At 55.7% G+C, this 21369-nt stretch carries 20 protein-coding genes; 10 read left to right on the forward strand and 10 right to left on the reverse strand.

The annotated features are described in order from the left end of the window. Positions 1 to 13 precede the first annotated feature (13 nt). The gene (locus tag ACOSDR_RS15190; RefSeq protein ID WP_420725620.1) at positions 14 to 592 is read right to left on the reverse strand and encodes a YqgE/AlgH family protein; all 579 of its coding nucleotides are present in this window, start codon (positions 590 to 592) and stop codon (positions 14 to 16) included. Between the two features lie 201 nt (positions 593 to 793). Between ACOSDR_RS15190 and ACOSDR_RS15195 the strand changes: the two genes are divergently transcribed. Both ACOSDR_RS15195 and ACOSDR_RS15200 read left to right on the forward strand, forming a co-directional pair. Next, positions 794 to 2986, forward strand: coding sequence for a protein-disulfide reductase DsbD family protein (locus ACOSDR_RS15195; RefSeq protein ID WP_420731792.1), 2193 nt, complete (start codon positions 794 to 796; stop codon positions 2984 to 2986). A 112-nt stretch (positions 2987 to 3098) separates the two neighbouring features. Continuing rightward, positions 3099 to 3581, forward strand: coding sequence for a peroxiredoxin (locus ACOSDR_RS15200; protein ID WP_420725467.1), 483 nt, complete (start codon positions 3099 to 3101; stop codon positions 3579 to 3581). A 78-nt stretch (positions 3582 to 3659) separates the two neighbouring features. On the opposite strand, the gene ACOSDR_RS15205 is transcribed toward ACOSDR_RS15200, so the two are convergent. The 7 genes from ACOSDR_RS15205 to ACOSDR_RS15235 all read right to left on the reverse strand — a co-directional run bounded on the left by ACOSDR_RS15205 (position 3660) and on the right by ACOSDR_RS15235 (position 9654). Further along, positions 3660 to 3887 carry a hypothetical protein gene (locus ACOSDR_RS15205; RefSeq protein ID WP_420725466.1) on the reverse strand — a complete coding sequence of 76 codons (228 nt, stop codon included), beginning with the start codon at positions 3885 to 3887 and terminating at the stop codon, positions 3660 to 3662. Positions 3888 to 4000: 113 nt separating this feature from the next. Next, positions 4001 to 4819 carry a phosphodiesterase gene (locus ACOSDR_RS15210; protein ID WP_420731793.1) on the reverse strand — a complete coding sequence of 273 codons (819 nt, stop codon included), beginning with the start codon at positions 4817 to 4819 and terminating at the stop codon, positions 4001 to 4003. A gap of 17 nt (positions 4820 to 4836) precedes the next feature. Continuing rightward, positions 4837 to 5847 carry an ABC transporter ATP-binding protein gene (locus tag ACOSDR_RS15215; protein WP_420731794.1) on the reverse strand — a complete coding sequence of 337 codons (1011 nt, stop codon included), beginning with the start codon at positions 5845 to 5847 and terminating at the stop codon, positions 4837 to 4839. Positions 5848 to 5865: 18 nt separating this feature from the next. Next, positions 5866 to 6645, reverse strand: coding sequence for an ABC transporter permease (locus ACOSDR_RS15220; protein ID WP_420731795.1), 780 nt, complete (start codon positions 6643 to 6645; stop codon positions 5866 to 5868). Between the two features lie 10 nt (positions 6646 to 6655). Further along, positions 6656 to 7474: an ABC transporter permease gene (locus ACOSDR_RS15225; RefSeq protein ID WP_420731796.1), complete on the reverse strand. Its 819-nt coding sequence runs from the start codon at positions 7472 to 7474 to the stop codon at positions 6656 to 6658. A gap of 87 nt (positions 7475 to 7561) precedes the next feature. Next, positions 7562 to 8575 carry an ABC transporter substrate-binding protein gene (locus tag ACOSDR_RS15230; RefSeq protein WP_420731797.1) on the reverse strand — a complete coding sequence of 338 codons (1014 nt, stop codon included), beginning with the start codon at positions 8573 to 8575 and terminating at the stop codon, positions 7562 to 7564. Continuing rightward, on the reverse strand, positions 8572 to 9654 hold the full coding sequence (locus tag ACOSDR_RS15235; protein ID WP_420731798.1) for a LacI family DNA-binding transcriptional regulator: 1083 nt from the start codon (positions 9652 to 9654) through the stop codon (positions 8572 to 8574). Before ACOSDR_RS15235 ends, ACOSDR_RS15230 begins: the two co-directional genes overlap by 4 nt. A 196-nt stretch (positions 9655 to 9850) precedes the next feature. Between ACOSDR_RS15235 and ACOSDR_RS15240 the strand changes: the two genes are divergently transcribed. After that, positions 9851 to 11299, forward strand: a complete 1449-nt coding sequence (locus tag ACOSDR_RS15240; RefSeq protein ID WP_420731799.1) for an FAD-binding oxidoreductase — start codon at positions 9851 to 9853, stop codon at positions 11297 to 11299. 35 nt (positions 11300 to 11334) lie between these two features. Continuing rightward, positions 11335 to 13122 carry an acyl-CoA dehydrogenase gene (locus tag ACOSDR_RS15245; RefSeq protein WP_420731800.1) on the forward strand — a complete coding sequence of 596 codons (1788 nt, stop codon included), beginning with the start codon at positions 11335 to 11337 and terminating at the stop codon, positions 13120 to 13122. Between the two features lie 19 nt (positions 13123 to 13141). Here the strand turns inward: ACOSDR_RS15245 and ACOSDR_RS15250 are convergent, their stop codons facing one another. Continuing rightward, complete coding sequence (locus ACOSDR_RS15250; protein WP_420731801.1) at positions 13142 to 14038, reverse strand: substrate-binding domain-containing protein; 897 nt, start codon at positions 14036 to 14038, stop codon at positions 13142 to 13144. A gap of 129 nt (positions 14039 to 14167) precedes the next feature. On the opposite strand from ACOSDR_RS15250, the gene ACOSDR_RS15255 reads away from it, so the two are divergent. The 6 genes from ACOSDR_RS15255 (at position 14168) to ACOSDR_RS15280 (ending at position 18944) form a co-directional block, all read left to right on the forward strand. After that, positions 14168 to 14911, forward strand: a complete 744-nt coding sequence (locus ACOSDR_RS15255) for a biotin/lipoate--protein ligase family protein (RefSeq protein ID WP_420731802.1) — start codon at positions 14168 to 14170, stop codon at positions 14909 to 14911. A gap of 6 nt (positions 14912 to 14917) precedes the next feature. Then, the gene (locus tag ACOSDR_RS15260) at positions 14918 to 15940 is read left to right on the forward strand and encodes a DUF6352 family protein (RefSeq protein ID WP_420731803.1); all 1023 of its coding nucleotides are present in this window, start codon (positions 14918 to 14920) and stop codon (positions 15938 to 15940) included. A gap of 17 nt (positions 15941 to 15957) precedes the next feature. Beyond that, positions 15958 to 16158, forward strand: a complete 201-nt coding sequence (locus tag ACOSDR_RS15265; RefSeq protein WP_420725454.1) for a DUF6494 family protein — start codon at positions 15958 to 15960, stop codon at positions 16156 to 16158. A gap of 23 nt (positions 16159 to 16181) precedes the next feature. After that, positions 16182 to 16433: a hypothetical protein gene (locus ACOSDR_RS15270; protein ID WP_420725453.1), complete on the forward strand. Its 252-nt coding sequence runs from the start codon at positions 16182 to 16184 to the stop codon at positions 16431 to 16433. 111 nt (positions 16434 to 16544) lie between these two features. Continuing rightward, positions 16545 to 18380, forward strand: coding sequence for a potassium/proton antiporter (locus ACOSDR_RS15275; RefSeq protein WP_420731804.1), 1836 nt, complete (start codon positions 16545 to 16547; stop codon positions 18378 to 18380). 141 nt (positions 18381 to 18521) lie between these two features. Further along, positions 18522 to 18944: a PBECR2 nuclease fold domain-containing protein gene (locus ACOSDR_RS15280; RefSeq protein ID WP_420731805.1), complete on the forward strand. Its 423-nt coding sequence runs from the start codon at positions 18522 to 18524 to the stop codon at positions 18942 to 18944. A gap of 191 nt (positions 18945 to 19135) precedes the next feature. Here the strand turns inward: ACOSDR_RS15280 and scpA are convergent, their stop codons facing one another. After that, on the reverse strand, positions 19136 to 21298 hold the full coding sequence (gene scpA, locus ACOSDR_RS15285) for a methylmalonyl-CoA mutase (RefSeq protein ID WP_420725449.1): 2163 nt from the start codon (positions 21296 to 21298) through the stop codon (positions 19136 to 19138). Positions 21299 to 21369 lie beyond the last annotated feature (71 nt).

Genomic DNA, 21369 nt, shown 5'->3' on the forward strand with positions numbered 1-21369 from the left:
TGAGAAAGTATGTTCAGGCGCGACCACTGTCTGATGACAAAAGATTGGGGTCAAATCCCAGCAACGCGACGGCGCGGTCCCATTTCTCCTCTAACGAGGAATCAAACAGCAGGCTGGCATCGCCCGGAACCGTCAGCCAGGCGTTTTCCTGTATTTCTGAATCCAGTTGCCCTGGCCCCCAACCGGCATAACCCAACGCCAACAAGGTTTCCTGGGGGCCCGCCCCTTCGGCAATATCGCGCAGAATATCAACAGTTGCCGTCAATCCAATGCCGTTATCCATAACAACGGTGCCTTCGCGCATATAGTCCGTTGAATGCAGGACAAATCCCCGCCCGGATTCGACCGGACCGCCAAAATGCACGCTGATCGGATCACCGATACCCGCGCGACTGATATCCAACTGTTCCAGCAATTCATCGAAGGTCAGCGATTCTACATGCCGATTAACCACCAGGCCCATCGCCCCTTCTGCATTATGCACACAGACGAAAATCACCGTCCGCTGAAAGCGTGGATCATTCATGCTGGGCATCGCCACCAGGAATTGTCCGGTTAAGTATCCAGAATGATTATGGGTTTTTTCTGGCATCGGCCCCGCATCATTGGTTTGAGTTGACTTTGACATTGATCCCAGTCTATCAAGAAATTATGGCTTAGTTCCAGCGTCATCGACACATATCAAAATTATCAAGCGACGAAGGGCCGCACGCAGTTGTGAGTTTTTAGCAACCGTCATCTGGCCTATATAGGGGGCTGTATTCAAAGGCACAGCCGAAAACATTGGATTTTTATGCAGTTTTCAAATGCGATCCAGTCCAGGTTTCTTAAGGCATTCCATGCCGGTATCGTCGCAGTCACCCTGTTGATTGGCAGCGCCGGGTCAAGTTATGCCCAAGAAAACCCTGGGGAAAGCGCCTGGGACGGAAACGAATATGCCTCTGCCCGGCTGATTTCTGCAACAACGGCGGTCGGTCAGGATGAAGCCCTGCGGCTGGGCCTGCAATTTCGCATGCAGCCCGGCTGGAAAATCTATTGGCGCAGCCCTGGCGACGCGGGACTGCCCCCTGTCGCAGATTGGACCGGGTCAGACAATGTTGAGGCCGTCAGCATGCAGTGGCCGGTTCCCAAACGGTTTGAAATTTTTGATATCGGGACTTTGGGGTACGAAGATGCGGTCGTCTTTCCCCTGACAGTGACCCCCATCCATTCCGGTGCGCCAATCCAGTTGAATGGAGAGATTGATTTCCTGGTCTGTGCAGAAATCTGCATCCCCGGACATGCCAGTGTCGCCCTGGACCTTCCAACCGGCAAACCCGACCTGGCGTCGGGGGCGCATCTGATCGACCAGTATCGCGCCACCGTACCTGCCACGGATACCGCCCTGGCTGGAATGACTGTCACACATGCCAGCCTGCAACACCGCCCCCAGGATCAGGTGGAACTTGGCATTACCGTGACCGCACAGGGCGCCCCCTTTACCCAGCCCGACGCCTTTATCGAAGGACCCGGTGGTGCCTATTTTGACGCGCCAAAAGTGTCCCTGTCTGATGACAAAATGTCAGCAGTTCTGCGCGTTACCGCCCCGCCCCGAATGACACTGACATCCCTGCAAGAAGAAGGTGTAACGGTGACCGTGGTGGATGGTCCGCGTGCCCTGGAATCCCATATCACGCCCATTCAAGATGCCCTGCCTCTGGATAGTGCCATGGCCGGGCCGACAGATCAGATAACGCTGTGGACGATCCTGGGTATAGCCCTTTTGGGGGGGCTGATTTTAAATCTGATGCCCTGTGTATTGCCGGTCCTCTCTCTGAAGCTGATGTCGGTTCTGGCGAAATCCGGCAAATCTGCCGCGTCAATTCGTGCCGGGTTCCTGGCGTCTTCCGCCGGGATTATCGTTTCCTTCCTACTCCTGGCGGGGGCCGCGATTGGCGTCAAACAGGCTGGCCTCAGCGTTGGCTGGGGCATCCAGTTCCAACAACCGGTATTCCTGGCCCTGATGGTCGCGCTGATTACCTTGTTTGCCTGTAATCTGTTGGGACTGTTTGAGTTTCGTTTGCCCGGACGCCTGGGGGATCGGGCGGCTGCAATGGGTGCGGGACGCGATAGCCTGTTTCACGATTTCCTGACCGGGGCCTTTGCAACCCTATTGGCGACGCCTTGCAGCGCGCCCTTTCTGGGAACGGCCGTTGGCTTTGCCCTGGGCGCGGGCCCGTTGGAAATTCTGGCTGTTTTCCTGGCGCTGGGCTTGGGATTGGCGCTGCCCTATCTGATGGTCGCCATGGTCCCCGATTTAGTGCGGTTCCTGCCGCGTCCCGGCCGATGGATGCTGGCACTGAAAGGGGTCCTGGCCCTGGCCCTTGCAGGCACGGCGGTCTGGCTGCTGACCGTCCTAAGGACCACGATAGGCACAGAAAACGCCTTGGCTGTCGGCGCATTGGCCCTGTTGGCCGCACTGGTCCTGGGAACCCGTAACCTTGCAGGATCCAGGTTGGCGCGGGCCGCCTGGCCCGTTTCCGCCGTCCTGGCCCTGGCCGCAGTACTGGCCCCCCTGACAATGACCCCGCACAGCCCAACCGCCGGTGGGCAAAGCCGTGTCGATGCTTCAGGCATTCAGTGGCAACAATTTGACCCTGGCGCAATTTCCACTCTTGTTGCAGGTGGCAAAACCGTCTTTGTCGATGTCACGGCGGATTGGTGCGTCACCTGTCAATGGAACAAGAAAACGGTTGTAGAGGTGGGATCTGTCGCTGACTGGCTGTCTGGGCCCGATGTGATTGCCATGAAAGCCGACTGGACCCGGCCGGACCCGGTTATTTCCGACTTCCTGGCCCAGCATGGACGCTATGGTATTCCGTTTAACATTGTCTATGGACCTGCCGCCCCACAAGGCATAGCGTTGCCGGAACTGCTGACTGCCAACGCGGTGAAATCCGCTGCTGTGCAGGCAGATCCACAGGCGCGCATCGCGACCTCAGATTAAGAAACAGGACCCTCTGGACAAGTCCTGAAAACCGCTTATGTCCAGATACGATTAACGGCGGTCACAAATCAGGCGTGGCCCATTACAAACCAGATCAAAGGGAAGCAAACCAATGAGCATACAAGAAGGCGAAAAAATTCCTGCCATTGCATTAAAGAAGATGGGCACGAATGGGCCTGAAGAAGTTGATACGGCAAAGTATTTTGCAGGCAGTAAGGTCGTCCTGTTTTCGGTTCCAGGTGCGTTTACCCCGACATGCTCTGCCAAACATGTGCCGGGATTCGTGCAAAATGCCGACGCCTTGAAGGCTAAGGGCGTCGACAAGATTGCCTGCCTTGCGGTCAATGACGCCTTTGTCATGGGCGCCTGGGGCAAGGACCAGGGCGCAGACGATAAGGTCGATATGCTGGCCGACGGTTCCGCCGCCTTCACCAAGGCCCTGGGTCTTGAATTGGATCTGGTCGCGGCTGGTCTGGGCGTGCGCGGTCAGCGGTTCGCGATGGTGGTAGACGATGGCACCGTCACCCATCTGGCTGTTGAAGCACCGGGCGCTTTCGAAGTTTCCTCCGCAGAGGCAATCCTGAAAGCCCTGTAAATCAGTGGGCCAATACAGCGTTACATTGACGCCCCCGTTCTGGTTACGGGGGCGTTTGTGTTTTCCAGCACATTGAGATTACTGTGCCGCGTGACGGGAAAACAGATACACGATATCTGACCCGTTCGTATCACCGATATCGCGGCGCAGCAGGGCCAGCGTCCGGCTGCATTCTTGTGCATAGGGACAGGCATCGCGAATACTGCATGCGGACAAATGCTTCTCAACGCGCGATGCACCGGACTCGTCCAGATCCCCGATCATACGATACGCGTTGCTAACAGCATTCTTGCATGCAGATATCATGTCATCACGCTCCTACTACCTTATATTCATTAATGATAAAGCAGCAGGTATTAACGTGTGCTTAACGCGGCATATTTCTCCACCAGTGTGTCACAATACCCGATAGTGATTGATTATAAGAAAGAACCATCGCTGTTAAAGAACGGATGGGGACCGTCAAATTGGCCAATCGGACTCAAATGCGAAACGACCTGTCCTTTGTCGCTGACATTGAACACTCTCAGCAGTGGCGGTTCCAGTGTGTATCCAGGCTGCCCAGTTGGGTCAAAATCCAAAGACACAGCATGGGCAGGACTTGGGGCGATGCTGACGCCAATGCCGTTCAGGACCGTTTCGCAGGCCCTGTGAACATGTCCACAGGCGATATGGCGTACCGTGCCTGCCTTTGTCAGCACCTCAAAAAACCGTTCAGGCTGCCGCAAATTCTGAACATCCATATGATGGATGCCGGTTACGAAGGGCGGATGATGCATGAAGATCATAGCCGGGATATCTGGGCGCGCTTTCAATGTATCTGCCAGCCATGCCAGACGGCTTTCGCAAAACTGTCCATGGGATTCGCCTGGGACAGAACTGTCCAGCACAATGCCGCGCAGATTTTTCCATTCGATCACATATTGCAGCGGGGCTTTGGGGTCATCGTCATATCGGGGATCGGGAAAAGCCTGACGGATGCCGGCACGGTCATCATGATTGCCACAGGCCAGATAAAACGGAACGGTAAGGCCTGATAGGATGGAATACAAAACCGCATATTCTATGGCCTTACCGCCATCGACCAAGTCACCTGTTATAAAGACGGCATCCAGATCCGACGCCATGCTATTGATATGGGCGACTGCGGCTTCCAAATACCGGGCAGTATCAACCCGCCCATAGGCCAGGGTTGCAGGGGCTTTTATATGTGTGTCGGTTAATTGCGCGATGCGCATAGGATCATCCTTATGATTTATTCGACGCAGGACAGGGCCATCTTCTTTGCGATGACCAGCGCCAATTTCTGACCAATTTCAACAGTGTAACGGGCGGGCAGATCAATCGTGACAGTATTTGTCGCCGCAACGTCCAAGACAATGCGAACACGATCCCCAAGGAATAGGCAGGAGACGACATGACCTTCCATTTCCCCCTGCCCGACAGGCACGATTTCGACATCCTCGGGTCTGAACATCACAGAAGGACCGTGATGGGAGGTTCCCTTGTCATTCGCGATCAGCGATGACGGCACCCGGTTTATTGTGCCGATGAAATCAGCCACAAAATCGGTTTGGGGCTCAAAATAGATTTGGCGTGGCGTTCCGATCTGTTCGATACGACCGTTGCTCATTACCACGATCCTGTCGCCCAGTGCCATGGCTTCGCCCTGATCGTGCGTGACATAGACCGCCGTAATCCCAAGCGTGCGCAGCAGGGTATCAATTTCGACGCGCAGATGGTCCCGCAGCAGCGCATCCAGGGCAGTCAGCGGCTCGTCCAACAGCAGCACACGGGGTTGAACCGCCGTCGCACGCGCTAAGGCCACCCGCTGGCGCTGCCCCCCGGAGAGCTGATTAATGCGACGATCGGCCAGTGGGGTTATCTGCATCATATCCATGACGCCCTGGACGCGCTGTTTAATTTCCGCAGCCGGGCGTCGCTGGACCTTCAGGCCATAGGCGACATTTTCCCATACGGTCATGTTTGGAAACAAGGCATAGGATTGAAACACCATCCCGACAGCCCGTTTCTCAATAGGCAGATGGGTCACATCATCGTCGTTAAAGACGATCTGGCCGCCCCGATCAGGGCTTTCCAATCCGGCAATCATCCGCAGCAAGGTCGTCTTACCACAGCCCGAAGGCCCCAATAGGACCAGCGTTTCACCGCCTGCGATGGTCAGGTCCAGGGGCTCCAATGCCCGGGTGCCATCTGGAAATGTTTTACCACATTGGCGTAGGTGTATTTCAGTCTTAGCGGACATTGGGGTCCCCTTCTGCGATCAGAAACGTCGATTGGTCAGCGCCTGCATAAGGATCAGAACTGGCACGATCAGAATAAAGAAAATCAGGGTATAGGCGCTGGCGACTTCCAACCGCATCGATGCATAGGAATCGGCCAGTCCAACGGGCAATGTCTTTGTCAGCGGTGTATGCAGCATCCAGGTCAGGTTGAATTCCCCGATAGACAGCGTGAATGTCATCAAGGCCCCCGCCAATATGCCGGAACGACAATTGGGAATGACGACACCAAAAAAACGCTGCCTGAAACCTGCCCCCAGGCTGGCAGCCCCTTCCTCCAATTCGCGGAAATTGATGCTTTGCAGGACGGCCAGAACTGACCGCACCATAAAGGGCAGCGTATAGAGAATGTGACCGACCAGGATAAAGGCCCAGCCAGTTCGGAAATCCCGAAAACCGCCATAGCTGACAATCAAAGCCAGGGCGATGGCAAGGCCGGGAATGGCAATCGGCAGGACGATCAGTTCCTCAAGAAAGCGCGCCAGACGCCCGCCCTTTTTTGCCAGGACATAGGCCATGGGCACACCAAGGACCAGATTGGACAGCAAACAACACACAGCGATCCACAGGGACAGATAGATTGTATCCATATACAGGGCCAATACTTCCATCACCCACCGCACTGTGATGCCGCTGGTTATGCCCAGGAAATAGTTTTCCGTAACGCCTGCAGCGACGGACAGCAGCACCGGTCCAATCAGGAAGGCACACAGGACCAACGTGAATGCCAATTGCAGCCAAAAGAGAGTGCGCGATTTCATTGGATGTTTCCTACCCGCCCCCGGCGACAGCAGCGCCTGACAGGCTGCGGGCGATAAATAAGGCCGCCCAGGTCACCAGGCCTAAGACAATGGAAAGGCTGGCTGCGCCTGCAAGATTGGCACCCAAGGTAAATTCCGTGTAAATCGTCATAGCCAGCACATCGATATTGGTCGCCAGCGTGAAGGCGGTGCCAAACGCGCTCATCGATGTGGCGAAACAGATCGCCCCGGACGCGATCAGACCGGGTTTCAGCGCAGGCAGAATAACATCCCACACAACACGCCAGGTGGGTGCACCCAGCGACCGGGCGGCCTCTTCCAGGGCGGAGTCCAGTTTTTCCGCTGCGGCCATAACCGTTAAAATCACCCGCGGAATTGAAAAATACAGATAACCGATGAACAAACCGACCATGGAATAGGCAAGGACAACCTTGTCCCCGGTGATCGCCTTGGTGAAGATCCCCAGGAGGCCCTGTCGTCCGGTCAAAAGTATGACCAGGAAGCCAATAACGACGCCGGGAAAGGTCAGCGGTAAGGTCAGCATGGAAATCAGAATGCTGCGGCCTGGAAACTGATTGCGCACCAGAAACAGGCCAGAAACCGTTGAAACAGCGACCGCCACCAGGGTCACACCACAGGACAGAAGAACGGTCGCGATCATGCTTTGAAAATGGCGCGGTGTTGTCAGGATGGAAAGATAGGCAGCCATTCCCTCGTCCCCGGATGCGCCGATACCCAATAACCGAACCATGGGGATCAGAAAGAAGGCCAAAAAGACCAGTCCCGCTGGTAAGGCGAGAAAAAACAATAGGGTATTGTTGGCTTTCATCGGGCGATCCAAACAATTAAAGACCAAGCTGAAGGGCCATCCAGGCGCGGGGGAATGCATCCCCCCGCGCCTGGAGACGCTTAAACCTTAGCGAACTTCGGCAAGGTACTTCTGGGCAAAACCGTCCTGCACGGCGGCCATCTTCGAATAGTCAACCGGCGTGGAGCGCGCATAATCTGACTCGGGCAGGAATTTCTTCGCCACGTCTGCACTCATGGCAGAGGCCCGGATTGGACGCAGGAAGGCGTTGGCCCAAACGGCCTGACCCTTATCGGACATGATGAAGTCCAGGATCTTTTTGCCCTTTTCCGCATGGGGGGCATTCTTAACCAGGCTCATGACATAGGGGACCACAACGGTGCCTTCGGCGGGAATGACAAAGGCAACATCGGCCATGTCCTTGTATTTCGCGCGATAGGCGTTGAAGTCATAATCCAGCAGGATTGGAATTTCACCCGACACGACGCGTGCATAGGCAGTCTGTTTCGGCACGATTGGATCATTGGCGGCCAGTTTCTTGAAATACTCGATACCGGGACCAAAATCGTCCAGGCTGCCCCCCATCGCGCGATTAACGGCAACGGCGCCCGCATAACCAACAAAAGCGGATGTCGGATCCAGGTAACCAACCATGCCTTTGTATTCCGGCTTCAAAAGGTCAGCCCAAGACTGGGGTACCGGCTTGCCTTCCAGCGCCGCCACATTCACGAAAAAACCCAGCGTACCGGAATGAATGGTAAACCAGCGGCCTTCTGGATCTTTCAGGCCTTCTGGAATTTCATCGAAATGGGTGGGCTTATAGGCGTCTACGACACCCTGTTCGGCCGCCTGGATGCCAAAGGACACACCATAATAGGCGACGTCTGCGACAGGATTGTCCTTTTCCGCCAGAAGTTGAGACAAGGTCTGACCGGAATTCTTATTGTCATGGGGAATGTCATAACCCAGATTTTCTTTAATCACCGTCAATTGCGTTGCCCAATCGGCCCATTGCGGGGGGCAGTTATAGCAAATGGCGTCTTCAGCTTGCGCTGCGGATAATCCTGCCGTTACACTGAATGCAGCGGCCAAACCTAACAGTTTCAGGGTCCTATGAATCATTGTGCGGGTCTCCTGTGCACGGATTTGTGTGGGGTCTGAAGATCGGCGGGGAGTTGCTTGCAGGCGCGCCCCGTCGATTCTCCCAGTCTTAATGTGAAGGGAAGGAGTGTTGACTGCATGCCCCCCTCCCCGTTGATACGACACAGCAAACACTGCGCCGCAACTTCTCCCATCCGTTTGGACGGCTGAACCACCGTTGCCAGAGTGGGGTGAAGATGTGTGCCGATTGCAATTCCATCAAAGCCCATGACCGAAACATCATCGGGCACACGAAGGCCGCGTCGCTCCAGGCCGCTGATGACGGATATGGCAAGCAGATCATTAGAGCAGAACAGCGCGGTCGGGGCTTTGTCCTGATCTTCAAACAGAGATTGCAAGACAGGTTCTATATCCAGATTCACAAAGCCGACTTCATGGATGACGGGCGTGGGCAGACCCAGTGCGGCAATCCCCGTCACAAAGCCATCCCGACGGGCAATGGCGCGATCGGATTCTGCAAAACTGCCGGATATCATCGCCATGGTTCTGTGACCCTGAGTATGAAAACACCGCGCCACAGCGTCCCCGGCCGCAACGTTATCGACCGTCACAGTCAGCCTGTCACTCTTTGAGACTTGATTGTAAATCAGGGCATAGGGGGCCTGTGCAGCCTCCAGCATATCCAGGGCATCACTGTGCATCGGGTCGGCGACGGTTAAAATCATTCCGTCGATCTGTCGCTCTAGGAATGTCGAAACAGTGCTGATTTCTGCCGCATGCTGATAGTCCGTTGCAGCGATCATGACATTATAGCCAGCCTTGCTGGCCTCTTGAGTGATCCCGGATACCGCATCGGCGAAAACCGGGTTGGACAGGCTGGGGATCATCACCCCGATAGTATAACTGCGCGATGTCGACAGGCCGCGCCCAAATGCATTTAACCGAAAACCCATGCGATCAATGGATTGCTGCACCCGCTCTTCAGTTTCCTTACTGACGGTCCCCAATTTGTTGACTACCCGGGAAACCGTTGCGATGGAAACCCCTGCATCCAGCGCCACATCCCGGATCGTATTTTTTGATCGCTTCTTATCTGACATCTTCCATCAAATCCGCACAAAATAAGGTACGCCCAAGTCTAGGCTGTAACCGTTTACATTCTTAGTTTTTCTGCGTTACTTCTGTGTGACCCGGATGTGACAAATTTAATATTTCATATCGTATGTTGGGTGTCCTTCGCCCATCCCCTTACGCAGCTTCTTGCTTGACGGCGGATCAAGGTCTACATCTGACCTTATGACAGAGATGCCCTATACACCAACCGACGTGGAGCGCGACGCGCTGTCTCGTATCCGCACATGCCTCGGCCCAAAAGGATGGGTCGACGATGCTGAAACGCTGACCCCCTGGCTGATTGATTCCAGGCGCGTCTATGAAGGACGGTGCCTGGGAATGGCCCGCCCCGCCAATACACAGGAAGTTGCCGAAATACTGGCAATCGCTTACAAAGCAGGTCTGCAAATTGTGCCACAGGGTGGCAATACGGGCCGCGTCGGGGGGGCGACACCCGATACGACGGGACGGCAATTATTGCTTAATCTGGGGCGCATGAATTCCGTGCGCGATGTGGATGCCGCCAATTACACAATGACGGTTGAGGCGGGTTGCATTCTGAAAGACCTGCAGGGCGTGGCGGAACAGGCAGATCGACTGTTCCCACTCAGCCTGGGGGCGGAAGGGTCCTGTCAGATCGGCGGTAATCTGGCCTCCAATGCCGGGGGTATTAATGTTGTGCGTTACGGCAATGCCCGCGATTTGGTGCTGGGGCTGGAAGTCGTGCTGCCCGACGGGCGGATTTGGAGCGGATTGCGACGGTTGCGCAAAGACAATACCGGCTATGACCTGAAACAGATATTTTTAGGGTCCGAAGGTACTTTGGGCATTATCACAGCAGCGGTGTTGAAGCTGTTCCCGCTGCCAAAAGAACGTGCAACCGCCCTGGTGGCTATTGCCGATCTTGATACGGCTGTCACCCTGTTGGAGCGGGCCCGGTCCGCCAGCGGCGATGCGCTGATGTCCTTTGAATTGATGCCTGGATTTGCGCTGGATTGGGCAGAAAAGTATGTCGAGGGAGCCAAACAGCCCTTCGACACAACCTATGACTGGACGATCCTGATGGAAATCGGTGGGCCCCGCACCGATGGGGCCGCAAAGATAGCCCTGGAATCGCTGCTGGAAAACGCCTTTGAAGACGGCCTTGTGATCGATGCGGTATTGCCACAATCGGAAGATCAACGCGCCCAGATCTGGTTCCTGCGCGAAGCCATTGTCGAAGCGCAAGTTCGCGAAGGGGCTCAGGTGAAGCACGATGTCTCCGTCCCCGTAAGCCAGGTTCCACGCTTTATCCGCGAGGCCAATGCGGCGGTGGAAGAGATGATGCCTGGCATTCGCCCCTATCCCTTCGGCCATGTCGGCGATGGCAATATTCATTACAATCTGTCCCAGCCGATCGACATGCCCGCCAGGGAGTTTTTGGGGCGTTATGCCGAGTTGCAGCATCGTGTTCATGATGTCGCCCTGTCCCTGGATGGGTCGATTTCAGCAGAACACGGTATCGGGCGATCCAAGCGCGACGAGTTGTTGCGTTGTAAATCTGCGGTGGAATTGGATATGATGCGGTCGCTGAAAACTCTATTTGATCCAAAAGGACTTATGAATCCCGGCAAAACGATCCCTGACGCTTAAAGATCTGCGCCAATTCCTGTTGAAATGAGGTTCCCATGATTCCTTACGCCGCGCCGATCCGTGACCTGCAATTCGTCCTGAAAGACATGGGCCTGTTGGAACAGGTCATGCAGTTACCCGGCTGCGGAGAGGTAACTCCTGATCTGGTGGATGCGATCTTAGAGGAGGCTGGAAAATTTGCCTCAGAGCAACTGGCCCCGATCAACTATTCCGGCGACAAGCAGGGTGCCTCAATTGAGAACGGCGTCGTGCGTGTCCCCGATGGCTATACAGAGGCCTATCATGCCTTCGTTGAAGGCGGCTGGAATTCCGTGCCGTTTGAGGCAGAATATGGCGGCCAGGAACTGCCCTGGACGATTGCCACCGCCGTTACCGAGATGTGGCAATCGGCCAATATGGCCTGGGCGCTGTGCCCCCTGCTGAATCAGGGTGCGGTCGAAGCGCTGCAGGTCCATGGCACGCCGGAACAACAAGCGGCCTATCTGCCCAAAATGATTTCCGGCGAATGGTCCGGCACGATGAACCTGACCGAACCACAGGCCGGATCGGATTTATCCCTGATCAAGACCAGGGCCAAACGGGATGGTGATCACTATCGCATTCAGGGGATGAAGATTTTCATCACCTATGGCGAACATGAAATGGCGGAAAATATTATCCATCTGGTACTGGCCCGCTGTGAAGATGCGCCAGAAGGGGTGCGGGGAATCTCGCTGTTCGTGGTGCCGAAATATATCCTTAAAGACGATGGCACCCCGGGGGACCGCAATGATTTGCGCTGTGTCTCCATCGAACACAAGACAGGGATCACCGGATCACCTACCTGCGTCATGTCTTATGGTGATAATGGCGGGGCAATCGGCTATCTGGTCGGGGAAGAAAACCGGGGCCTGGAATATATGTTCACGATGATGAACAACGCCCGATTGGCCGTTGGCCTGCAAGGCCTGTCCATCATCGAGCGGTCCTATCAACAGGCGCGCAGCTATGCCCTGGATCGCAAACAGGGCCGCGCGGGCGACAAGAAGCTGGCCCCCATTGCCGATCATGCCGATGTGCGCCGCATGTTGATGACGATGCGCAGCCATGCAGAAGCGATGCGCGGGCTGGTGTTGGAAACCATGCTGGCCCTGGATCAGCAAAAGCGACATCATGATGAATCTTGGCGCCTGTGGTCAGAACGCCGGGTGGGTCTGTTAACGCCTGTAATCAAAGGCTGGTTTACCGATATGGCGGTCGAACTAACGTCCATGGGCGTGCAAATTCATGGCGGGATGGGCTTTATTGAAGAAACCGGGATCGCCCAGCATTTCCGCGACAGTCGTATCCTGCCAATTTATGAAGGCACGAATGGCATTCAGGCAATGGATCTGGTCGGTCGTAAACTGCTGCGCGATGAAGGCAAGGCTGCCCAGGAATATCTGGATGAGGTTCATATCCTGATCACCGCCCTGAACGATGTCGAAGGCGACGATATGGCCGTCATTCGCAAGCGTTTCGCCATTGCCGTCGATACGCTGGAAGATGCCACGGAATGGTTGCTGGACACAGCAAAGGATAATCCGGATGCAGTGGGCGGAAGTGCTGCGTATTACCTGCGCGCCTTTGGCATTACTGCAGGGGGGGCCGTCCTGGCCCGCGCAGCCCGCACGTGCCTGGCAAAGCTGGCTGAAGACCCACAAGGGGATACTGAATTCCTGAAGGCGAAAATTGCCACAGCGCGATTTTATGCGGAAAACATTCTGCCGCAAGTGCCGGGCCTGTTCATCGCCATGGAGGGCGGTTGGCAAACGCTGCGTACCATCTCCGATGACGTACTGTAACAGAACCGCGATTTAACCCTCAGCCGTTAAACATGACCTGGCCCAGACCGGAAATGTCATAGCCGGTGAGCCGTTCTGCCTGCTCTGCAAATTGCGAACTGCGGGTAACGGCCAGCAAGGCCTGAAACGGTTCTTCAAAATAATCGCGCCTGTCGATGGCCAGATCATAGCGTTCCGTCGCCAGTGGGACGAAATCCAGATCGAATCGTTTCGCGACCGCTGCAATGCCAAAGGCCGCATCGACCTCTCCATCGGCAATAGCGGTTGCAGCTTCCATCTCACTGCGGGCGACGGTCTTATCCATCTGCACAGAACCGGGTTTCATATCTGCTTTCATGATCAGGGTTTCCAGCAAAACCCGGCTGCCAGCCTGGGGTTGGCGTGGACGTAACAACGCCCCCTGCTGAGCCAGATCCTGCAAGGATTGAATATTTTTTGGATTCCCCTTGGGCAGGATCAGTCCCTGGCTGCGCCGTGCCCATTCCACCAGAACCACACGGGCGGCAGCGCCGCCAGCCTCTCCCCCAGCACCAAACAGATATCGGTTCGCCGTCGCCCCCAAAGGGTCTTCGGCGCTGGCATCGGGCACATGCAGACCACAGAACAGCGCCTGACCCTCCAGGAACAGCCGCAATCCATTCAGGCTGCCATCAAACAGGGTCGCCAACCCGGCATCGGCCTGTCGCAAGGCCCAATCCAGCAATGGATCATGGCTGCCTGCAACAATTGGGGGGCGGCGCTCTGTCCGCTCCAATCCACCGCCTTCCGTTTCGGACGCGATCCATAAATCGATCAAGGGCTTGGGAAACAGAAGTTTGCCGGTCACCCGCGTACACGGGATCCGGTTCGAGGCGACCAGATCATAAATCTTGCGCTCTTTAATGCGCAGATAGGCGGCAATTTCACTGGTTGTCATCAAATGCTGTTTCGACATCTGGAAACGTCGGCTCCGATACCGTAAAGATATTCACAAGGATTAATATTGGACAGTCTTAACGTCAGAAACGCTGACCGCAAGACTTCGTTTCGTGAAAGTGTGTTCTCTGTGCCGTCACAAGACCTGAATCTACCACCGCTGTTTACTGGAATGGGTTTCGCCCCCGATGCAAACCTGCCGGGGGAGGCACTGTATCGCGCAACACGCAGGCGGATGGATCCCGGTACGGTGTGCTATTCACAACGCCCCGATCAGTTGGACGCCATTATCATGCTGGCACCGGAAACGGAATTATCGCACGCGATTCAGGTGATCTATCCCCTGATGCTAGCGGCCAATGATGCCCTGGGCGCGACCCTGCCGCCGGGCGTTGCGGTTCATATGGCGTGGCCTGACCGCTTATTTGTGAATGGCGCTCTGGCCGGGGGGCTGGCCTTATTCACCCAGCAAGAGGACCTTTCAACTGTTCCTGACTGGATCTTGGCGCGGATTTCCATTGATATCATGGGCAATCCTAAAAACCCCTTTCCCGGTGAAACACTGGACCGCACATCGCTGTATGAAGAGGGGGCCGGGGAAGCCTCAGCCCCGGCTTTGCTGGAAAGCTTCTGTCGCTATTTTCTGAACTGGCTGGATCGCTGGCAGCGTGATGGCCTGGTCTCTATCAAGGATTTATGGCTGGAACGCGCCGCCGGGCGCGATAGTCAGGTCAGCTTCCCCAATGATGGGACGCTGGTGCGCGGTCTGGTCACAGACCTGACGGACACGGGTGACTTGATCATCACCAGCGATGGAAAGCCTCAAACCCTGAAGCTCAGCGGCTTGCTTGCTGGCCCAAGCTGGGAGTTATAGGTGATTATGGCCTCTCGACCCGATTTTTGGATATCCTCCGGTTATGGACTGACCCCCCCGAATGCCGAAGGGCATTTGCCGGTCACCGATGCGCTGATTTGCGCCTATCTGAGCCGCCCGGAATTAGCACCGGTCGCCGAGTCCTGCGCCATAGAGCGGGCGGTTCATGCCGACCTGATGGACAACCCACGTCAACATATTGAAACCGCGCGGCTGGATGCTTTCGAAGACCAGGATGCGCGTTACAATTTTGAGGTTTTTCTGAATTTCCGCGACCTTCTGGTTCAGGCCGGAACCCTGGAAGCCGCATATCGTAAACTGGTCCAGGGGCCGACCTTTCCCGTCCCCGCGCTGTTTATGGATCAATTGGCCCATGCCGTGATGCGTCACATTTTGAATGCCGAACAAAACCCGCTGCAAGCGCGCGCAGCAGAGCTGTTCTTTCGCACGCAAAAGGTAACCATTCAGGATGGTCAGATCATGCTGGCCGATGAAGAAACCGTGGATCGTTATGCCACGACCGGCGGGTTTGGCGACCTGGGACGCCTGTTGGTGGAAAGCAAAACCGCGATGCCCCAGGTGGATCTGGATGTCCTGACCGAAGAAACGGCAGGCAGTTATTGGGCCCGATCTGATCGGTTTGATACGGTGCTGAACCTGACCTTCGCCCAGCCGGGTCTGGATGCCTTTTGTCGGGTGGCGGAGAAATGGATCGCCTATTTTCTGGACGTGGAATGCCGGATTCACCCCGTGCAATCCATTCGGGACGAGAAATGGGTCTGGCATACCGGGTTGGACACGGAATCCTCGGCGCTGCTGAATGATCTGTATCATGGGAAGGAGCCTCAAGAAGCCCGGCTTGCCCGTCTGTTGTCTCTGTTCCGTCTGGAGATCAAAAACCAGGATGCAGTGCTGGAGCGGGTCCAGGGTCGACCGATCTATCTGGGCCTGGCGATGGATGATACCAACACCCTGCGCATGAAGCCCCAGAACCTTCTGGTCAACCTGCCCTTGAATGAAGTCGGCTGAAACAGGAGTAATCTGCCATGAATGAAGATGCCTTTAACATGTCCGTCCGCAAGTTCCTGAAAACGGTGGGGGTCACCTCCCAACGGGAAATAGAGGCTGCGGTGCGCCAGGCCTCAGAAAAAGGGGGACTGGACTCACCGCTTAAAGCAAAAATGGTCCTGACGGTAGACGGGGTGGACCTGACTGTGGAAATTAATGGTACCATTGATGTCGCTTAATCCCATGCAGTAAGGATCCAATCATGCTGGGTCGTGTGATTGCAGTTCTGGTCATGATTGCTAGCGCCGGTGTGATCGCCTGGCACCACCGCGACGACCTGATGCCCGCCCCCATTGCCCCCATTGATCCAGCAGAGGCCGCCTATCAGGCCTGTGTCACCGAACGCGATGCCGGGATCGATAAGATGCAGGCAGATGGCACCATCACTGCCCAGCAGGCCACCCTGTTCAAATCCCGCGCCGATGCCTTGTGCCGCAGTCAGGCCGGGGGGTGATCCCATTGTAGGGGGTCAGGCCTGTTTGGCTGCCTGCAAACAATTCTATCGCTATAAATATTCGTCAGATGCCCTATATCTAGTTCATTGCATTTATAAAGAAGAAAAAACGTGTTTGACGGCATCAACATTGCAATCCTTATCGGGTCTGGGCTGGTCGCCATCAGTGCGCTGACCAGCCTGATCTCTCAGCGTGTTGGCGCGCCCCTATTGCTGGTGTTTCTGGGTATCGGCCTTTTGGCCGGCGAAGACGGCCTGTTGGGGATTGATTTTGACAGCGGGGCCACGGCCTATTTCATCGGCTCCCTGGCATTGGCGATCATCCTGTTCGACAGTGGTTTTGAAACCCCTTTGAAAAGTTACCGCACGGCCGGCGCACCGGCCCTGGTTCTGGCCACATTGGGCGTCATCCTGACGACCGGTCTGGTCGGTGTGGCGGCTTACTTTCTACTGGATCTTGATTGGCAGGAAGGGATGCTGATCGGTGCGATCGTTGCTTCTACCGATGCGGCGGCGGTGTTCTTTTTGCTGCGCACGGGGCGCATTACGCTGCGCAATCGTGTGCGCACAACGCTGGAAATCGAATCCGGTGCCAACGACCCGATGGCAATCTTTTTGGTCGCCAGCCTGGTCAGTCTGATTGCCGCAAGCGAAGGGTTGCCGCTGGATACATTGGGATGGGAATTGCTGAACCGGTTCGCACAACAAATTGGGATCGGTTTCCTGGCCGGGCTGGTCGGTGGGTTCGCCATCGCCTGGATGCTGAACTGGATGCGCAGTTTAGAGGCCGGGCTGTATCCCATCCTGGCCCTGGCCGCCGCCCTGATGCTTTTTGCCGGAACCGGATTGATTGGCGGCAGCGGGTTTCTGGCGGCCTATCTGGCCGGCGTCGTCGCCCGCGCCCGCGGGGTTCGTTATGCCGCCCGGTTGCGGCGCTTTCAGGTGGGCATGACATGGCTGGCCCAGATTGGCATGTTCCTGGCGCTGGGTTTGTTGGCGACCCCTTCACAATTTGCCGCTGTTGCCCTGCCCGCGATCATTTTGGCGCTGTTCCTGATCTTCATCGCCCGGCCCGTTGCCACCTATCTTTGCCTCAAGCCCTTTCGGTTCTCAAACCGCGAAATCGGTTTTGTCGGCTGGGTGGGGCTGCGCGGCGCGGTCTCTATCCTGTTGGCAGTCATGCCCACTTTGGGTGGGGTTCCCAATGGGGATTTATACTTCAACATCGTTTTCATCATGGTTCTGTCGTCCCTGTTGATTCAGGGTTGGACGATCCCGCTGACCGCCCGAAAACTGAAGGTGCTGGCCCCGGACGAGCCGGGTATTGTTGAGCGTGTGGAACTGGAACTGCCCGGCAATGCTGCGATGGAGCTTATTTCCTATCGCATTCATCCAGACAGCACCGTCGCCCGGGGCGATCGCGTACCGCGCTGGGCAAGGCCGGTGCTGATCCTGCGCGATGGTCAGGCCCTGACCGTGCATAAGGCAGGGCCTTTGAAGGCGAATGACCATGTTTATCTATTCGCCGCCCCCCGCCTGATCTCCTTGCTGGATAACATCTATGCGGCACCCGCCGGGTCCGATGACACCGCCATTCTAGGCGACTTCACCCTATCGGCGGAGGCGACACTGGCGGATGTATCAGAACAATATGGCGCGACCGTTCCTGCCGCAAATGCCCAACTGTCCCTGGCGGACTTCATGACCCAGGAATTCCATGGCCAGCCCGCCCAAGGCGACCGCGCCCGCCTGGGCAGCGTCGAACTGGTGGTACGGACCATTGATGAGGATGGAAAAATCACAGAAATTGGCCTGGTCCTGGAACCCAAACAGACCCCCACCCTGCGCAGCCATGTTCAGTTGATGCGCCAACGCACCCAACTGCGCCTCAGCGACTTTTCCCGCAGGCGCGGACTCATCCGGGACAACAAGCCCGGCACAGACTAAATCCTAACACTGCAAACCAAAACCTTGCAGTTACCGTGTTGCGTAAAACGGATGCCGGAAAAAGGTCAATGATTCTAGCAACATTGAATGCTAACAAGATGAGGAGAGAGTTAAAAACAGAAAACTAGTGAAAATTGTAAAATGACAACGTCCAACAAAATAATCAGAACACCTCAAGTCTACTCACCACTTAACTTTGGCCCAATGCCAGTGAATTTAATTTTTGAATGCCAGGGTATAGAGTTGGAAGAAGGAGATGTTATCCTTTCATCAAATGCTCAAATTCACGCGGCACGTCGTCATCCTGAAGATTTTTCCCGCTGTCTGCCCTATTTACAGCGCGTTATCTCAACACCCGATTATATTGGAGATGATTTTAAAAATGAGAATAAGATTGAGTTGATTTCGCTGATTCCTGAACTTGGGAATGGCCTCTTGATTGCACTTTCAATTCAAAGAGATTCATCAGGAAACTATCATATCGCTTCATTCTATCCTGTTTCCTTTGCTAAAATCACCAATCGATGTGGAAAGGGATACCTTAAAAGCGTGCCCAAAAAGTAAAGCTCCCACATTTCTGTGAGAGCCTTACCAATTCAATCAGATTTAGCCAGGTTGCCCACCCCTGGATCTCTTCACCTTTCGGCTACTATACCCGTTCCCGGGTGCGTGAGGAGGCCGTTCTCACCTCTAAATCTTATGATGTTAATATAGGCACTAATAGCGACGCTGTCTATATGGTCCTTTTTGCAACCCTACTCAGCTGCCTGTGCTGCCACCGCCTCTTCGATCAGGCCCAGAATTTCGCCCGCAGCCGCCGGGATATTTGTTCCCGGGCCGTAAATTGCTGAGACGCCTGCTTCCAGCAGGAAGTCATAATCCTGAGGCGGAATGACGCCGCCACAGACGATCAGGATATCATTGGCGCCCTTGTCCTTCAGGGCCTTGATCATCTGGGGCACCAGTGTTTTGTGACCCGCTGCCTGAGAAGAAACACCAATTACATGAACATCCGCCTCAATCGCCTGGTTGGCGGCCTCTTCCGGGGTTTGGAACAGTGGCCCGATATCCACGTCAAAGCCGATATCGGCAAAGGCGGTGGCGATGACCTTGGCGCCACGATCATGCCCATCCTGGCCCATTTTCACCACCAGCATGCGTGGGCGGCGGCCCTGGCGTTCGACAAATCCGGCAATATCCTCTTGTATCTTCATAAAGCCCGCATCCCCGTCATAGGCGGAGCCATAGACCCCGGTAATGGAGCGAATGACGGCCCGGTGCCGGGTGAACGCCTTTTCCATCGCATCAGAAATCTCGCCCACTGTAGCCCGCGCCCGCGTGGCCTTAACGGCCAGGTCCAGCAAATTGCCAGAACCATCCTGCGCCGCAGCGGTCAGGGCGTCCAGGGCCGCATCACACGCCGCCTGATCCCGGCTGGCGCGGATTTTCTTTAACCGCGCAACCTGTTTCTCGCGCACCTGATCATTGTCGATATCCAGAATATCGATGCGGTCCTTATCGCCGGATTTGTATTTATTGACACCAACAATGGTTTCCTCGCCCCGATCAATTCGGGCCTGGCGGGCTGCCGCGCTTTCTTCGATCTTCATCTTTGGCCAACCGGTATCGACCGCCTTGGTCATACCACCCATGGCTTCGACTTCATCGATCAGCTTGCGGGCTTCCTCAATCATCGCACCGGTCAGGCTTTCCACGTAATAAGAGCCTGCCATCGGGTCGACGGTGCGGGTGATCTGGGTTTCCTCCTGCAGGATCAATTGCGTATTGCGGGCAATCCGGGCAGAGAAATCCGTGGGCAGGCCAATTGCCTCGTCAAAAGCATTGGTATGCAGCGATTGCGTGCCGCCCAGCGTGGCTGCCATCGCCTCAACCGCCGTGCGCACGACATTGTTATAGGGGTCCTGTTCCGTCAGCGACCAGCCGGATGTCTGGCAATGGGTGCGCAACATCAACGATTTTGGATTCTTCGGCTGGAAGTGCTTTTTCATCAGATCGGCCCACAGGAACCGCGCCGCGCGCAGCTTCGCGACCTCCATGAAGAAATTCATACCGATACAGAAAAAGAAACTCAAACGCGGCGCAAAGGCATCCACATCCAATCCCTTGGCAGCCGCCACACGCACATATTCCAGCCCGTCAGCCAGCGTAAACGCCAGTTCCTGAGTGAGCGTCGATCCCGCCTCCTGCATGTGATAGCCAGAAATCGAGATTGAGTTGAAACGCGGCATGTTCTGGGCGGTATATTCAATAATATCCGCCACGATCCGCATCGATGGATTGGGGGGATAGATATAGGTGTTGCGGACCATGAATTCCTTCAACACATCATTCTGGATCGTCCCGGACAGCTTTTCCGGGGATACGCCCTGTTCCTCCGCCGCGACGATATAGCCTGCCAGAACCGGCAGCACCGCCCCATTCATGGTCATGGAAACCGACATCTGATCCAGGGGAATCTGGTCGAACAGGATCTTCATATCCTCAACGCTGTCAATCGCAACACCCGCCTTGCCCACATCGCCCACGACACGAGGATGATCACTGTCATAGCCACGATGGGTCGCCAGATCGAAGGCAACAGACAACCCCTTCTGCCCACCCGCCAGATTGCGGCGATAGAATGCATTTGATTCTTCGGCGGTAGAGAAACCGGCATATTGGCGCACGGTCCAGGGCTGACCAACATACATCGATGCCTTGGGGCCGCGGGTGAAGGGCGCGAAACCCGGCATCGTGTCGATATGCTCAAGCCCGGCCAGATCCTCAGCGGTGTACAGCGGCTTTACCGATATTCCTTCCGGGGAGTCCCAGGTCAAATCGGCTTCGCCCTTCCCCTTGGATTCCTTTTCCAACAGGGCGCGCCATTCCGCCAAAGTCTTCTTCTCAAAATCCGCCATTCCGCATTGCTCCTTATGTTTCCCCTAGTATATCGCCCCTAAACCCGGTTCGTCCAATGCTTCAATTGTTG

Source organism: Hwanghaeella sp. 1Z406, from assembly GCF_048892425.1.
Taxonomy (GTDB): Bacteria; Pseudomonadota; Alphaproteobacteria; order UBA8366; family Aestuariispiraceae; genus Pacificispira.

Coding starts and splice junctions, on each gene's coding strand:
- ACOSDR_RS15190 (WP_420725620.1), bottom strand. CDS start 592: ATGCCAGAAAAAACCCATAATCATTCTGGATACTTAACCGGACAATTC.
- ACOSDR_RS15195 (WP_420731792.1), top strand. CDS start 794: ATGCAGTTTTCAAATGCGATCCAGTCCAGGTTTCTTAAGGCATTCCAT.
- ACOSDR_RS15200 (WP_420725467.1), top strand. CDS start 3,099: ATGAGCATACAAGAAGGCGAAAAAATTCCTGCCATTGCATTAAAGAAG.
- ACOSDR_RS15205 (WP_420725466.1), bottom strand. CDS start 3,887: ATGATATCTGCATGCAAGAATGCTGTTAGCAACGCGTATCGTATGATC.
- ACOSDR_RS15210 (WP_420731793.1), bottom strand. CDS start 4,819: ATGCGCATCGCGCAATTAACCGACACACATATAAAAGCCCCTGCAACC.
- ACOSDR_RS15215 (WP_420731794.1), bottom strand. CDS start 5,847: ATGTCCGCTAAGACTGAAATACACCTACGCCAATGTGGTAAAACATTT.
- ACOSDR_RS15220 (WP_420731795.1), bottom strand. CDS start 6,645: ATGAAATCGCGCACTCTCTTTTGGCTGCAATTGGCATTCACGTTGGTC.
- ACOSDR_RS15225 (WP_420731796.1), bottom strand. CDS start 7,474: ATGAAAGCCAACAATACCCTATTGTTTTTTCTCGCCTTACCAGCGGGA.
- ACOSDR_RS15230 (WP_420731797.1), bottom strand. CDS start 8,575: ATGATTCATAGGACCCTGAAACTGTTAGGTTTGGCCGCTGCATTCAGT.
- ACOSDR_RS15235 (WP_420731798.1), bottom strand. CDS start 9,654: ATGTCAGATAAGAAGCGATCAAAAAATACGATCCGGGATGTGGCGCTG.
- ACOSDR_RS15240 (WP_420731799.1), top strand. CDS start 9,851: ATGACAGAGATGCCCTATACACCAACCGACGTGGAGCGCGACGCGCTG.
- ACOSDR_RS15245 (WP_420731800.1), top strand. CDS start 11,335: ATGATTCCTTACGCCGCGCCGATCCGTGACCTGCAATTCGTCCTGAAA.
- ACOSDR_RS15250 (WP_420731801.1), bottom strand. CDS start 14,038: ATGACAACCAGTGAAATTGCCGCCTATCTGCGCATTAAAGAGCGCAAG.
- ACOSDR_RS15260 (WP_420731803.1), top strand. CDS start 14,918: ATGGCCTCTCGACCCGATTTTTGGATATCCTCCGGTTATGGACTGACC.
- ACOSDR_RS15265 (WP_420725454.1), top strand. CDS start 15,958: ATGAATGAAGATGCCTTTAACATGTCCGTCCGCAAGTTCCTGAAAACG.
- ACOSDR_RS15270 (WP_420725453.1), top strand. CDS start 16,182: ATGCTGGGTCGTGTGATTGCAGTTCTGGTCATGATTGCTAGCGCCGGT.
- ACOSDR_RS15280 (WP_420731805.1), top strand. CDS start 18,522: ATGACAACGTCCAACAAAATAATCAGAACACCTCAAGTCTACTCACCA.
- scpA (WP_420725449.1), bottom strand. CDS start 21,298: ATGGCGGATTTTGAGAAGAAGACTTTGGCGGAATGGCGCGCCCTGTTG.